The sequence below is a fragment of the Paenibacillus sp. P36 genome (assembly GCF_045866505.1).
GTDB classification, from domain to species: Bacteria; Bacillota; Bacilli; order Paenibacillales; family NBRC-103111; genus Paenibacillus_E; species Paenibacillus_E chondroitinus.
On the sequence record NZ_AP038372.1, the window covers coordinates 6,657,173 to 6,670,694 of the forward strand.

Annotated in this window: 12 protein-coding genes; all 12 read right to left on the reverse strand. The window is 47.2% G+C overall.

From position 1 onward, the window contains the following. Positions 1 to 16 precede the first annotated feature (16 nt). Entirely contained in the window at positions 17 to 682 is a 666-nt protein-coding gene (locus ACKTT9_RS29485; RefSeq protein ID WP_315951911.1) for a methionine ABC transporter permease, read from the reverse strand. After that, on the reverse strand, positions 675 to 1,445 hold the full coding sequence (locus ACKTT9_RS29490) for a methionine ABC transporter ATP-binding protein (protein ID WP_407868763.1): 771 nt from the start codon (positions 1,443 to 1,445) through the stop codon (positions 675 to 677). The genes ACKTT9_RS29485 and ACKTT9_RS29490 overlap by 8 nt, the downstream gene beginning before the upstream one ends. A gap of 18 nt (positions 1,446 to 1,463) precedes the next feature. After that, positions 1,464 to 2,357, reverse strand: a complete 894-nt coding sequence (locus tag ACKTT9_RS29495; RefSeq protein ID WP_407868764.1) for a MetQ/NlpA family ABC transporter substrate-binding protein — start codon at positions 2,355 to 2,357, stop codon at positions 1,464 to 1,466. 48 nt (positions 2,358 to 2,405) lie between these two features. Further along, positions 2,406 to 3,689: an acyl-CoA dehydrogenase family protein gene (locus ACKTT9_RS29500; RefSeq protein WP_407868765.1), complete on the reverse strand. Its 1,284-nt coding sequence runs from the start codon at positions 3,687 to 3,689 to the stop codon at positions 2,406 to 2,408. Between the two features lie 43 nt (positions 3,690 to 3,732). Next, on the reverse strand, positions 3,733 to 4,890 hold the full coding sequence (gene ssuD, locus ACKTT9_RS29505) for an FMNH2-dependent alkanesulfonate monooxygenase (RefSeq protein ID WP_407868766.1): 1,158 nt from the start codon (positions 4,888 to 4,890) through the stop codon (positions 3,733 to 3,735). A 97-nt stretch (positions 4,891 to 4,987) separates the two neighbouring features. Beyond that, positions 4,988 to 6,445: a 4-hydroxyphenylacetate 3-hydroxylase family protein gene (locus ACKTT9_RS29510; protein ID WP_407868767.1), complete on the reverse strand. Its 1,458-nt coding sequence runs from the start codon at positions 6,443 to 6,445 to the stop codon at positions 4,988 to 4,990. 187 nt (positions 6,446 to 6,632) lie between these two features. Further along, on the reverse strand, positions 6,633 to 7,232 hold the full coding sequence (locus ACKTT9_RS29515; protein ID WP_407868768.1) for a TetR/AcrR family transcriptional regulator: 600 nt from the start codon (positions 7,230 to 7,232) through the stop codon (positions 6,633 to 6,635). Between the two features lie 895 nt (positions 7,233 to 8,127). Further along, the gene (locus tag ACKTT9_RS29520; protein WP_157318860.1) at positions 8,128 to 9,114 is read right to left on the reverse strand and encodes an ABC transporter permease; all 987 of its coding nucleotides are present in this window, start codon (positions 9,112 to 9,114) and stop codon (positions 8,128 to 8,130) included. A gap of 1 nt (position 9,115) precedes the next feature. Next, entirely contained in the window at positions 9,116 to 10,627 is a 1,512-nt protein-coding gene (locus ACKTT9_RS29525) for a sugar ABC transporter ATP-binding protein (protein WP_407868769.1), read from the reverse strand. Positions 10,628 to 10,696: 69 nt separating this feature from the next. Continuing rightward, on the reverse strand, positions 10,697 to 11,794 hold the full coding sequence (locus ACKTT9_RS29530) for a sugar ABC transporter substrate-binding protein (protein ID WP_407868770.1): 1,098 nt from the start codon (positions 11,792 to 11,794) through the stop codon (positions 10,697 to 10,699). Positions 11,795 to 11,935: 141 nt separating this feature from the next. Then, positions 11,936 to 12,541: a pentapeptide repeat-containing protein gene (locus ACKTT9_RS29535; RefSeq protein WP_407868771.1), complete on the reverse strand. Its 606-nt coding sequence runs from the start codon at positions 12,539 to 12,541 to the stop codon at positions 11,936 to 11,938. Then, on the reverse strand, positions 12,534 to 13,475 hold the full coding sequence (locus tag ACKTT9_RS29540) for a helix-turn-helix transcriptional regulator (RefSeq protein WP_407868772.1): 942 nt from the start codon (positions 13,473 to 13,475) through the stop codon (positions 12,534 to 12,536). The genes ACKTT9_RS29535 and ACKTT9_RS29540 overlap by 8 nt, the downstream gene beginning before the upstream one ends. Positions 13,476 to 13,522: the final 47 nt, after the last annotated feature.

Below are 13,522 nucleotides of genomic sequence, written 5' to 3' on the forward strand. Positions count from 1 at the left end.
TTGATTCCCCCCTTCTTTACAACCGTTTATCCAGTTTGCGTACAATATAGTTGCCAGTGAATTGAAAAACTTGCACGAACAGCACCATAATGACGATCGTAACGAACATTACATCCGTTTGATAACGGTAGTATCCATACCGGATGGCAAAGTCACCGATGCCGCCGCCGCCGACTAGTCCCGCAACCGTAGAATAGGAGAGGAAGCTGACGGTAACAATCGTAATCGCATTTGCAATACCGGAACGGGCTTCCGTATATAACACTTTCCAAACGATCTGGAATTTGCTTGCCCCCATCGATTCAGCTGCTTCTACCACACCGCGATTGACTTCCAGCAAAATTTGCTCGATAAATCTCGCAAAATAAGGTACCGCATTGATGATCATCGGCACGGTGGCCGCTGTTGTACCAAGCGCCGTTCCGACGACAAGCCGAGTAAAAGGAATGATCGCAATCATCAAGATTAAAAAAGGAAACGAACGAATCAGGTTGACGAATCCATTCAGAATGAGATAAAACTTGGGCCATTTGAGAAAAGAGTCGGGCCGTGTCAGGAATAAAATCGTCCCTAGCGGTGTACCGATGGCGACGGCAATTGGAATTGTCAAAATAAGCATATATAGTGTTTCCAGCAGCGCCTCAATAAGCTCAGGCCAAGCAGTCGCTATGTTATCAAACATAGTTGGCCTCCAGTTCTCTCTCCAGCGAGATTTCGTTGTTGAACAAATACTGTGCGATGTTGGATTGAGGTACGATATTTTTTTCGCTCAAATCAAATTTCTCTACAATTTTCCCATGCTCCATGACCGCCACTTTATTGCAAATTGCTTTCACGACGTTCATCTCATGAGTAACAATGACTATTGTGATGCCCAGATTGCGGTTAATTTCCTTCAATGCAGCCAAAATACTGCCTGTTGTCTGGGGGTCAACCGAAGAAGTCGGCTCGTCGCACAGTAGAATTTTCGGGTTGTTGGCCAGCGCCCGGGCAATTGCAACCCGCTGCTTCTGACCTCCGCTCAGCTTCGCTGGATACGCCTTTGCCTTGTCGGTTAAGCCGACCATTTCGAGGCAGCTTTCAATGCGTTTATGCCGTTCGGCCTTGGGCACCTTGGCAATTTCAAGCGGGAAGCTCACATTGTCATACACATTTAAATTGTTAAGCAAATTGAAATGCTGAAAGATCATGCCAATCGAAAGCCTTTTCTTCCGAAGTTCACGCAGCTGAAGTTTCGTCAATTCCTCACCGTCAACTATGACATCGCCTTCGTCAGGCCGCTCCAACAGATTGATCGTACGCAGCAGAGTGGATTTCCCCGCTCCACTAAACCCGATCAGTCCATAAATATCGCCTTCTTCAATTTGCAGCGAAGCGGAGGATACCGCATGCAGCGGTCCTCCGGCAGTAGTGAACGTTTTGCTTATATTTTGCAGGGTGATCATGGACAACCCTCCCCTTCGTCATTTATTCAAACTTTCCAATGATTCAATGGCATCTCCGTATTTTTCCTTATAAAAATCTTTTATTGCCTGGCTCTCATAAGCTTTTTGCAGCGCTTTGACTTTGGGAGTGCCTATTAGCTTGTTATTCACTGCCACGATTCCTTTATAAGGCAAGTCTTTTCCTGTCTCCAACGCCAAAGCATCCTGTTTTGGTTTATAACCAATCTGAACCGCAGTTCCGGCAAACAAGAAACCTACGTCAACGTCGTCAAGCGTCCTCTGCAGCATTAATTGGTCGACTTCTTTAAATTTGTACTTATGCGGATTATCTGTAATGTCTTTAAGCGTCGCATGGATGACATCCACACCATCCTTCAATTTCAGGAGCCCCAGATCGCGAAGCATGAATAGAGCGCGTCCATTGTTTGCAGGATCGACAGGAATACCGATGATTGCGCCGTCGGGAACGTCTTTGAAAGATTTATATTTCTTAGAGTACAAGCCTGAAGGGGTGAACGTTGTGTAAAAAGCTCTCGAGATGTTCTTAAGGCCCTGATCCTTCACGAATTGATCAAAATACGCCTCGTGCTGAAACGAATTCGTATCCGCTTGGCCGTCGTTGACGATTTTATTGGGTTGGATAATGTCGTTTACAATGACATAGTCAAGCGTATAACCGTCCTTGGCTAGTTCCGCTTTTAATATTTTGACAATCTCTCCGTTGAACCCCGCATCACTCATCACATGATGAATCACCTTATCTTCGGGATTAGCGGTCGCTGCAGCTTTCGAGCTGGCAGCAGGCTGAGCAGCAGCGTTCGTGCTTGCCTTATCCGTTGTCGAGCAAGCCGCAAGAAGGAACGTGAGGGCGAGGATAACGAACATGGTGGTGCGTATGGCTGGTTTTTTCATCTTTTTTTTACCACTCCTTTGATCTGATATTTTATATAAAAAAAGAGACTAGGACGGCGGCTTCAGCCGAACGTCGTTGTCCCCAGTTGTCTGGTCGGTATTTGATGGTTCGCCTATTCCTGTTTGCCAAGCGAATGGCGGCCGCATGCCGTTAACAACGTAATCACCTATAATACGTTCTTTATAGATTAAGGGGTTATGTGAGGCGATCGTCCGGGCATTCCGCCAATAGCGATCAAGCGCCTTCGATCTGGCTGTTGCCGAAGCGCCCAGCGCATCGAAAATTGCGACAGTGGCCTCTAGTGTCAGTCTCGCGATAATCGTCTGAGCCTGAGCTACTTCAACCTCCGCTTCGACATTCACCCGATCCGCGTACCCGGCGTCCTCCGAGGACTGGGCGTCGTAAGCGCGCTGCACAGCTTCGGCCGCATTCAGCACGATCGCACCCGCAGCGTAAGCCTGACTGTGCGTACGTCCCACAACTTGCAGCACTTGAGGATCTTCGCACGCTCGGGCAGCTGATGCGTGCGAGTACGTTCTCCGCCGTTCAGCAACCGCAGCTGCAACGTCCCTCGCAGCGGCTCTGGATATGCCAGACAGCGTTGCAAGATGAACCATTTGGGCAAACGCGGTGCCATACTTGGTGTAGGTTTCCCGGTCGAATACATCCTCTCTCTCGACCGGTGTATTAACGAACTTCGTCGTGCCGCTGCCTGTCAGCGTTTGCCCAAAGCCAGCCCAATCATCGACAATGTCAACGCCTTCCGCAGCAGCTGGAACCATAGCTGAGACGATGTCCTCTTTTCCAGCCGTCGCGCTAACTACGATCCAATCCGCATAAATCGTACCTGTGGAGTAATATTTAACCCCATTTAAACGAAGCCGATCCTCCGTCTCGGACAACGTGGTTGCGTAGCTTCCCACCTTGTTTTCTCCGATCTCCGTCAAAGCATTCCCGACAATCGCACCGCCTGCAATACGCTTTAACCATCGTTGCCTTCGTTCTCCATCCGGCAAGTTTAATACTCTTTCGACGAAGCCGAAATGGATCCGCAGCGCTTGTGTGACGTTGGAATCCGCTTCTGACAACTCGATCAGCAGTCCAAATAATTCCGGAAGCGTAGCACCGAACCCGCCATCCTCCTGCGATATGCGAACGGTCCCGAAGCCGCACTCCCTCAGCCACTCCATCTCTTCATGTAAAAGTTTACGGCTCATTTCCCGATCAACAGCCCCTTCGCGAATTCGTTGAAAGGTCGGCCGGAAACGCTCAGCCAGTTTCTCGTAGTTGTCCGACGGGCTACCGCCCCAAACACCTTCGGTTCTTCCCATTTTCCTCCTCCTTGTTCCCAATCTATACGGTGCCCTCAAGCTTTCAAGAGGATGCTAGCGACCTATTATCCGCATTCGGTAAAATATCGTTGGCAACCATTTCGCCAAATGGACTGACGAACGCATATTTCTCTTTCGGCGACTCCCTGTTGCTCAGTGGAAGTTTGGGAAAAAGCAGCTCTTCCACTCGGTAAGCTTCTTCCAAGTGGGGATATCCGGACATAATGAACGTTTCTATCCCCAGCTCACGGTACTCCAGCATCCGCTCCGCCACCGTGTCCGGATCGCCGACCAATGCCGTCCCTGCCCCGCCTCTAACGAGGCCGACACCTGCCCAGAGATTAGGGCTGATCTCGAGCTTGCTGCGATCCCCTCCATGCAGCTCTGACATCCGCCTTTGTCCGACGGAGTCCATTTTGGCGAAGGACGCTTGTGCTTTAGCAATTGTCGCGTCATCCAAGTTCGAAATTAAACGGTCTGCAGCCGCCCAAGCCTCCTCTTCCGTTTCTCGGACAATGACATGCAGCCTAATTCCGAAGCGAACTTTCCTTCCACTTTTTGCAGCGAGCTCCCGAACCGTCTCGATTTTTTCTTTTACTTGTTTAGGCGTCTCACCCCACGTTAGATATACATCCACATGATCCGCAGCGATTTGCTGAGCGACAGGCGATGAACCTCCAAAATAAAGTGGCGGGTAAGGCGTTTGAACCGGCGGATATAAAATTTTGGCATTTTCCACCGTGATATGAGATCCATCAAAGTCGATCTGCTTCCCCTGCATAAGCTGTCTCCAGATCGTCAAATACTCATCGGTAAGCTCATAACGAGTATCATGATCAAGCAGCAGTCCGTCGCCTCTTGCTTCGGAGGTATCTCCGCCGGTAACGATATTGATGAGCAATCTCCCTTGGGACAACCTGTCAAAAGTGGCCGCCATCCTTGCCGATAAAGTAGGTGACATCAGACCTGGCCTCAGGGCGATAAGAAACTTTAACCGCTTTGTAGCCGGGATTAACGCAGAGGCTGTTACCCAAGCATCCTCGCATGATCTTCCGGTTGGCAGCAATACGCCGCTGAAGCCAAGCGTGTCAGCCGCCTTGGCAATCTGGGTAGCATAGTCCAAATCTACCTCTCTTGCTCCCTCTCCCGTGCCCAAGTATCGTCCGTCTCCATGTGTCGGTATAAACCAGAAAATTTCCATTTCACAATCCATCCTTTCATCAAATTAAAAAGGAGACCTAATCCGCCTTATATGGCAGAAGGTCTCCGGTTGTCCGGTTGACAATACGTATAATCAATCAACTTCCATTCGCAGCTCCCCGCTTTGCCGACTCTTTAATGAGTTTCCAAATCGGCGCGGTTAAACTTTCTTTATCGTGAGTCAAATATTGATTCGCAAAACCTCGTACAGGATCCCCGGCGTAAAATCTCTCATACAGTTCATGTCTGGAACCAAGCGGGCTCCCCACCAAATCCCAGGCGAGCTTGAACAACTGCACCTTTTTCTCAGCGCTGACCGTGGCTCCCTCGAAGTACTCGCTCATTAACTCAGATATGGTGCCATAGAAATCTTCAATACTAGAGGGGACTTGAACAAACCCGCCACCGCCAATCTGCTGTAAAATCTCAACAGCACGTGGATAAAATTTTGTCCCTATATTTCTGGCCGTGTTTATATAGGACAGCTCTGGAACCAAAACGCCATTCTCATCATATTTGGCTTGTGCCTCAGAAGCAATGACAAGCGCCTTCATGGTATCGATTTGCGTCAACAACTCGCCAAGCTTCTCTTGAATGTGGAGAAACCCGCCTACACCAATCGCTTCCGCAACAGCAAATGTAACGCCGGTAATAAATTCGAGCTTCGCAACATAGCGCACGACATTCTGATGAAACGCTAGTGCATTTGCCGTCGTATTCGCCCTAAGCGCCATGACCTTATCCGCATCACCGTACATGAGTACGCGTTCCCAAGGAATCAAAACATTATCGAAGAACAAGACGGCATCCATTTCGTCATATCTTGCGCTAAGTGGGGCATCATGCGCTTTATCGCTCGCATAGGATTGCCGGCAAACGATATGAAGGCCTGCAGAATTCGCTGGCACTATTAGGACATGAGCATGCTCTCTGTGGGCTTGTTCCAATTTGAGAAAGGAGAAAATAACAAAGTCATGCGTATACGGCGCACCAGTCGCAATCATTTTAGCTCCTCTGACTACAATTCCCTCGCTTGTCTCCCTAACCACATGCAGAAAACGGGATGCGATTCTGTTATCGTCCAATCCGCTCGATCTGTCAATTTGGGGATCAATGATGGCTGTCGTCAAAAAAAGATCGTTGTCCCTGGCCGTTTCATAGTAAGCCGTAATTTTTTGTGCAAAACCCGGTTCTAATCGATCGAGCTCGTGGCGTGCAGCATACCATCCGGTGATGAAAGAACGGGCATAGTCAGAGAGCCGGCTCATCATGCCATTGCATTGTTTGGACCAAAAGGCAAAGGATTGGCTTCTCTTTGCAAGCTGCTCCGGGGTATAGGGAACAAGGAAGGAACTGTGGGCATAAGCCTCCCTGCCCTTGATTCGATAACCTACCTGATCTCGAAGCTCGGGGTCGTCAAGCGAATCAAACAAACCTCGTATTGTTGATAATGTTCCGCGAAAGGCAGGATGCGTGTCGAGATGAGTGACTTTATTGCCACCCAGCCATACCGTTCGCCCATCATTCAAACTTTTTATAAACCTTTCGCCTCTCAAGCTCTCACTCCTACCTTTTCGAAATTCCATAATTCCGATGAATTAACTCAGGTATTGACTTCATCATATCCATCCAACGCAGCCCGGTCAACAAACAAAAAGGAATAAAATGAAGCTTTTCGGACATATTAAATGATTTTGACTCGTTTATTTCATCAAACCAAACACAATCCTTTCAATTGTGCACCTATAAACTCATAGCCTGATAGAAGCCAATTGATGCTATTCTGCTTAGTTGAATTGCCATATAGTTGGGTGAATAAATCATCCCTTGTTTTAACCAGTTTAAGATCATACCAACAATCCAAGATGCCATGCTTACCAGCAAAATATCCAATGGAATCGGCTGCTTCTGGTCCATTCGATTATTATCAACCCTTTGACCTATCGTGTGCTGGATCGTTTCACTCAAACGATCTTCAAACCGTGAATGTGGCAACCGGAAAAGCAGCACACGATAAATGGGTGCTTGCTCGGACAAGTGCATGAAAAGCAACAGGAAGTAAGGATCAGGGACTTCATGATGCGGTACATATCTCAATATTTGCGTTTTATTGTTTTCGTATAAACGGAATAACTCAGCAAGCTTATCTTTCATGATTTTTTCAAGCAGATCGTACTTGTCTTGAAAATGGGTATAAAAGGTGGATCGACTGATATCCGCAGCATCTGTAATATCCCTCACGACAATGTCCTCGAAATCTCTCTTATCACAAAGCGTCAAGAATGCATGGGTAATATGTTGTCTCGTTTTATGAACTCGGCGATCTGATCGTAAAGTAGTCATGCTCATCTCCCCCTTTACAACTAAATAATTGACACTTTAGCGAATTTTGTCCGATAACGGACATTTCCTGGAATTATGTTCCTTTCCTGAATTTGTTATATGTTATCATAGAATATAATTCATAGTTAATCAATTGGAATTATATAATTTAACAGGGATAAATGACTTCGTCGCCCACCTTAGAGGAACTACAAGCCGCTATGCTAGCAAATTCAAACCGTTTCCGCATTCAGCGGAACTACAGGACCTTATTTGCCCGCCTAAACCCGATTTCTTCAAGAAAACGGACAAATAACGGCCCACAGTTCCCCTCCGCGCGAAAAAGGCGCTATTTCGTTGAAATAGCACCCTGTAGTTCCCACTGGGGAGAAACCGTTGGAGGAGTTAACTTCTGTCAGGAAGAAACCGTTGGAGGAGTTAACCTCTCCTCTGTAGTTTAGCTTGTTAAGAGCCCGATAGGAGCGAATTTTAGGGGTGAAGATCACCCAGCGCCGCTAAAATTCAGCGTTACTGAGACATTTTGGCGGAGGTGTAACCTCATACTAGCGTTAAGTTGGTTACGATACACCTTAGAGGAATTACAAGCCGCTATGCTAGCAAATTCAGCCCGTTTCCGCATTCAGCGGAACTACAGGATCTTATTTGCCCGCCTGATCCCGTTTCCCTTAAGAAAACGGACAAATAACGGCCCACAGTTCCCCTCCGCGCGAAAAAGGCGCTATTTCGATGAAATAGCGCCCTGTAGTTCCCGTTGGGGAGGAATCGTTGGAGGAGTTAACTTCTCCTCTATAGTTTAGCTTGTTAAGAGCCCGGTAGGAGCGAATTTTGGGGTGAAGAACACCCAACGCCGCTAAAATTCAGCGTTACTGAGACATTTGGCGGCGGAGGTAACCTCTTAAGCCTTCTTGCGATTTAAATGAACAAACGTAATCGCTAAAGCAAGCACCAGCACGCCGCCTTTGACAATGTCGAAGCCAAAATAAGGGACATTTAGCATCGTCAAACCATTCAGCAAAATACCGATCAAAACAGCTCCGAAAAACGTCCCAATCACATTCGGCTTTCCAGCGCCAAGCACGGAATAACCCACAAATACGGAAGCAACAGCTTCCATCAGCAAAGGAGCACCCGCGTCAATTTGACCGGAACCTACACGAGAAGCATAGAGGATCCCTCCGAACGCAGCAAAAATCCCCGATAGCACGTACGCAGCCAGACGGATTTTATTCACGGAAATGCCTGATAAACGGGCAGCTTCGCGATTTCCGCCTGTCATGTACATTTGCCGACCCCAACGCGTATACGTCAGAAAAATATGAACGGCGATTACAGCCACCAGCATGAGAATAACCGGCACAGGCACACCGAGCAGCTTGCCTTGGCCAATCCATAGAAACTCCGGCGTAAACTTCCCTTTGGCTACGGTCCCATCTTGGAAACGCATATTGTTATAGATGGAAAAACCTTTCGTATAGGTCTTTTGGACACCACCAATGATGTACATCACAGCCAAAGTCGCGAGCAAATCCGGAATCCGTACCTTCACAATCAGGAGTGCATTCAAAAGCCCAATAACGGCTCCAATGATAATCGGAACGATAATGACAATAATCAAAGGCTGTTGGTACCAGACCATCAACGCCGCCGCACCTACCGTCGCCAACGAAACTGTCGAGCCTACGGACAAATCAAAGCCGTCTACAATTTGCGATAACGTCACCCCGATAGCAACAAACATGACAATTGAAATGGAACGCAAAATATCGGCAATATTATCATAGGTCATGAAATTTTCATTAATAATCGAAAAAACGACGATGACCAAAGCAATAATGAATAACGCGCCATATTTAAAGGAAAAATCCAAGCTTTTTTCTTTCATGTTATTCGGCCTCCCCCGCACTCGCATACGTTAAAATGAGATCCTGCGTCGCTTCCTCTCGGGTGAGCTCCTTCACGACTGAACCATAACTCATCACTATAATGCGATCAGCAATTCCTATAATTTCATTTAGCTCGCATGATAAATAAATAATGCCTTTGCCTTCTGCCGCCAGCTGCCCGATGAGGCGGAAAATATCGCTTTTCGCGCCAACGTCAACACCTTTGGTCGGCTCGTCAAACATATAGACGTCGGCATTCGTCGGCAGCCATTTGCCTACGGCAACCTTCTGCTGGTTGCCTCCGCTTAAATGTTTGACGACGCGGTTCGGGTCGTTCGGCTGCACGCCGAGCTGCGCCACCATCTTCGCGGCGTGTTCGCTTTCCTCGCGCTGCCGCACGAAGCCCAGCGAGCTCAGCTTGCGCAATATCGGCAGCGACAGATTGCGCTTCACGGTCTCCTCTACGAGGACGCCCTGCTTGCGGCGCTCCTCGGGCACAAGCGCGATGCCGGCACGCACGGCATCCTCCGGCTGGCGAAGCGCAAGCTTGCGCCCGCTGAGCCACACCTCGCCGCCGTCCGTGGCGTCGGCGCCGAAGATCAGCCGGCTCAGCTCCGTCTTGCCGGCGCCGACCAACCCCACGACGCCGAGGATTTCACCTCGGCGGAGGGCAAAGCTGACGCCGCGCACCTTCGTGCCGCGGCGCAGTCCCTTCACCTCGAGGAGCGTTTCGCCAATGGGCACATTGGCTTTGGGAAACTCCTCGGTGAAGGTCTTGCCCAGCATCGCCTCGATCACACCGGCGATGTCCATATCAGCGGCCGCCTGCGTGAGCACCTGGCGGCCGTCGCGCATGATCGTGATCCGGTCGGACACCCGGAACACTTCCTGCAATCGGTGGGAGATGAAGACAATCCCCACTCCCTCCTGCTTCAGGCTATCCATAATGCGAAATAGCCGCTCTGATTCCTCCAGACTGAGAGGCGCCGTCGGCTCATCGAAGATCATGATTTTCGCTTTGTGCGCCATCGCTCTGGCAATCAAAACAAGCTGCTTCTGCGAAATGCTCAGCTCATCTACTTTACGCCGTACCGAGAACGTTGCGCCGATCTTCGCAAGTATCGCTTCAGCTTCGCTATGCAGCTTGCGCCAGCTAACCCAAGCGCCGCCATGAACCATGCGGTCCATCATCACGTTTTCGGTGACAGTAAGCTCAGGAACCAGCGCTGTATCCACTTCCTGATAAACGCAGTAGATGCCCTGAGCCATCGCTTCCTTGGGTGCTTGAATCGATTGCGTTTGACCGCCTATGGCAATTTGACCGATGTCGTACGTGTAGGCACCGGATAAAACTTTCATCAATGTGCTCTTCCCAGCTCCATTCGCACCTAACAAGGCATGAATTTCACCTGCATGCAGGTCAAAATCAACCTCCTGCAGTGCCTTCACACCGGCAAACGATTTGGAGATGCCACTCATTTGTAATAAAGCTGCGCTATCCTTCCTCGACATCCGCCTTCACCTCTCTTGGCAATCTGAAAGTCCCATCGCAGATTTGGCGATGGGACCCCGTTGTTCCGATTATTTTTTTTCTGCTGCTTTCAACCAATCCGTATAGCCTTGTTGGCTTCCGCCCCAGCCTTTTACATATTCGCTAAGCTGCGTTGTATTCACTTGTTTGTCTTTCGGCAGTTGCTCTCTGGAAACATACACTGGATCCAAAACAACTTTCTCTGGCGTTTGATCACCGTGCAGCTTTTGGTACAAGTAACGAACTTGAACGCGTCCGATATCTTTTGGATCTACGGCAGCAGAAGCTACCCAAGGGCTTTTTGGATCTTGCAGAAGCTGCAAGTCTTCATCGCTAAGATCGATACCGTATACTTTAATTTCCGTACGGCCTGCTTGTTGAATCGCACGGGTAGCACCTTTTGCAAACTCATCCCAAGCTGCCCATACCGCTGTAATATCGCCTTTGTTCGGGTACTTTTTAAGAATCGCTTCCATTTGTGTTTGGGTATCCAAAGCAGGGTCTTTGGCCGTTCCGAATGCCGCTACTTCTTTAATATCCGGATATTTCTTCTGGAAAGCTTGGTAGGCTTCCTGTCTGCGCTCCATAGGTGCGAAACCGGCAACCCATACTTTCACGATATTTCCTTTGCCGCCTGCATCTTTGGCCAATTGCTCCAAGGTTGCTTCGGCCATTTTTTGGTCGCCTTGCTCCAGGGAAGTTACGCCTGGCACAGTGAGGATAGAATCAAAGCTAACAACCGGAATTTTCTTTTCGACTGCTTTTTTCACACCAGCCTCAAGTGCTTCAGCTGTACCGTGGTCAATTAAAATGCCATCGAATTTTTGGTTAATGGCTGCATCCAGATTGGAAGCCATTTTGGCAAGGTCCGTATCGGCAACGAATACCGTAACTTTCCCGCCTAGCTTTTCGACTTGCTCTTTCACACCTTCAACATATTGAGATGAGAACGTGCCTGTATTGAATTGCATAATAAGTGCAATTTTCTTTCCGCTTAAATCCGCAGCACCTTTCGCCGCTTCCGTTGCTTTCGTGCTTGCCGCTGGGCTTGCTGTCGCACTGCTGCTCTCTTTTTGTCCGCAGGCTGCAAGCAAACTACCGAACACAGCTAAAATAACAAATAAACTGACCAATCTTGTTTTTTTCATGATTACCCTCCCGATCCTTACTTTTCCTATTTCCCCTATCACTTGTCGGATAAAATATACCAAGTTATCCACTAGGAATTAGTTTATATTAGCATCGGTTGGATATCTCGTCAATAGTTTTGATTGAATTTTGTCCATTGATCAATTTACTTTGGCTCCATGTGAGATTGCGAACAACACGGCTTGCTCTGTATCCATTCGTAACCCCTTGAGCGTAAGGCTTTTGAAATCCACGCCATCCATTTTAGCTCCCCTTACGTCAGCTCCCTGTAATTTTGCTCTAGCTAACAATGTTCTCGTAAGATCACAATTTCTTAAGTCGGCTTTTTCTAAATTGGCTTCCGTTAAATCTGATTCTAAAAATTTAATCCCACGTAAATCTTGCTTAACCAATCTGGCTCTTCTCAAATTCGTATAAGACCAATCTCCTTGAAAGATGGTGATTCCATCTAATTGGGCACTGGAGAAATCTGAACCTGTCATTTTGCATGTTTCAAACTTTGAGACAAATAAATTCGCTTCGGTAAAGTTACAATTCTCGAACGCGGTTTCCTTATGAACGGAGCTATTTAACGAGGCCCCTCGAAAATTACATTCAACGAAACGGCAGTTCCTTGTTGTAATCTCTTCTAATGATCCGTTAGCAAATATGCATCGATGAAATGTGCAGCTGATTAGCTCCCCATACCTTAAATCTTGATTGCTAAAGTCTATTCCTTCATAACTTTGATTGATATGTTCAAACATGGTAATCCTCCTTTAAATCTTTTAACGTATACCTCTCTACCATTTCTTTCAAATAATCTCGAAACTCTTCAACATAGGCTTTCGGCTCTATGATTTCCAGATTTGTCCCGAAGCCCGCTAAAAATTGAAAGCCAATACTATTTTGAGGAACATAAATGGTGGCCAAAAAGTATTCAGAACTATAGGTTTCAATGCTCTTTCGACCGTACCTTTCAAGAAGTTTATCTTTTATGCTCGGCGAAATCAACGCCTTAATAGCGACTAATTCCGGTTGATAGCTTGCTTCATGTTCCTGTTCCAATAAATAATCTCTAGGGTTAAAGGTATTTTCATCCATAAGAAGATGATCGATCCGTGATAATTTAAAAGTTCTATAACTCTGTCGATGTAAACAGAATCCTTTCAAATACCAGCTCGATTCACTAAAATGAAGCTGATAGGGCTCGACAACTCTATTCGTTGTGGTGCCATTTTTATCTATATAATCAAAGGTTACTAACCTATTCTTTAATATCGATTCTTGGCATATCTTCAAGGTTTGAAGTATCTCAGACCTTCCCTCCCATTCATAAAAGGACAGTTGGATTGAACTTTTCGGAGATAACGGGCTAACCATGGCTTCTATTTTTTTTATGGTCACTTCAACTTCTTCGCTAATCAGGATTTGTCCCAATCCACCGAGAGCAGTCAATATATTCTCCAAATCTGAGGTGCTTAAAAGACGTTTATCAACCTTGTATTCATCCATAATGCCGTAACCTCCATGAATTCCATTGACCGAATAGATCGGGATGTTTGATAAACTCAGGGTTTCCATATCTCGAAGAATCGTTCTTTTGGAAACGTTAAATAATTGTGCAAATACTTTTGTTGAAACGATATCTTTTTTCAGCAATATCATGATGATCGATAATAATCTCTCAACCTTCTCCATATTTCCCCCTCCATTTTTGTTCCTTTATTTTAAAAAGGTGACATACG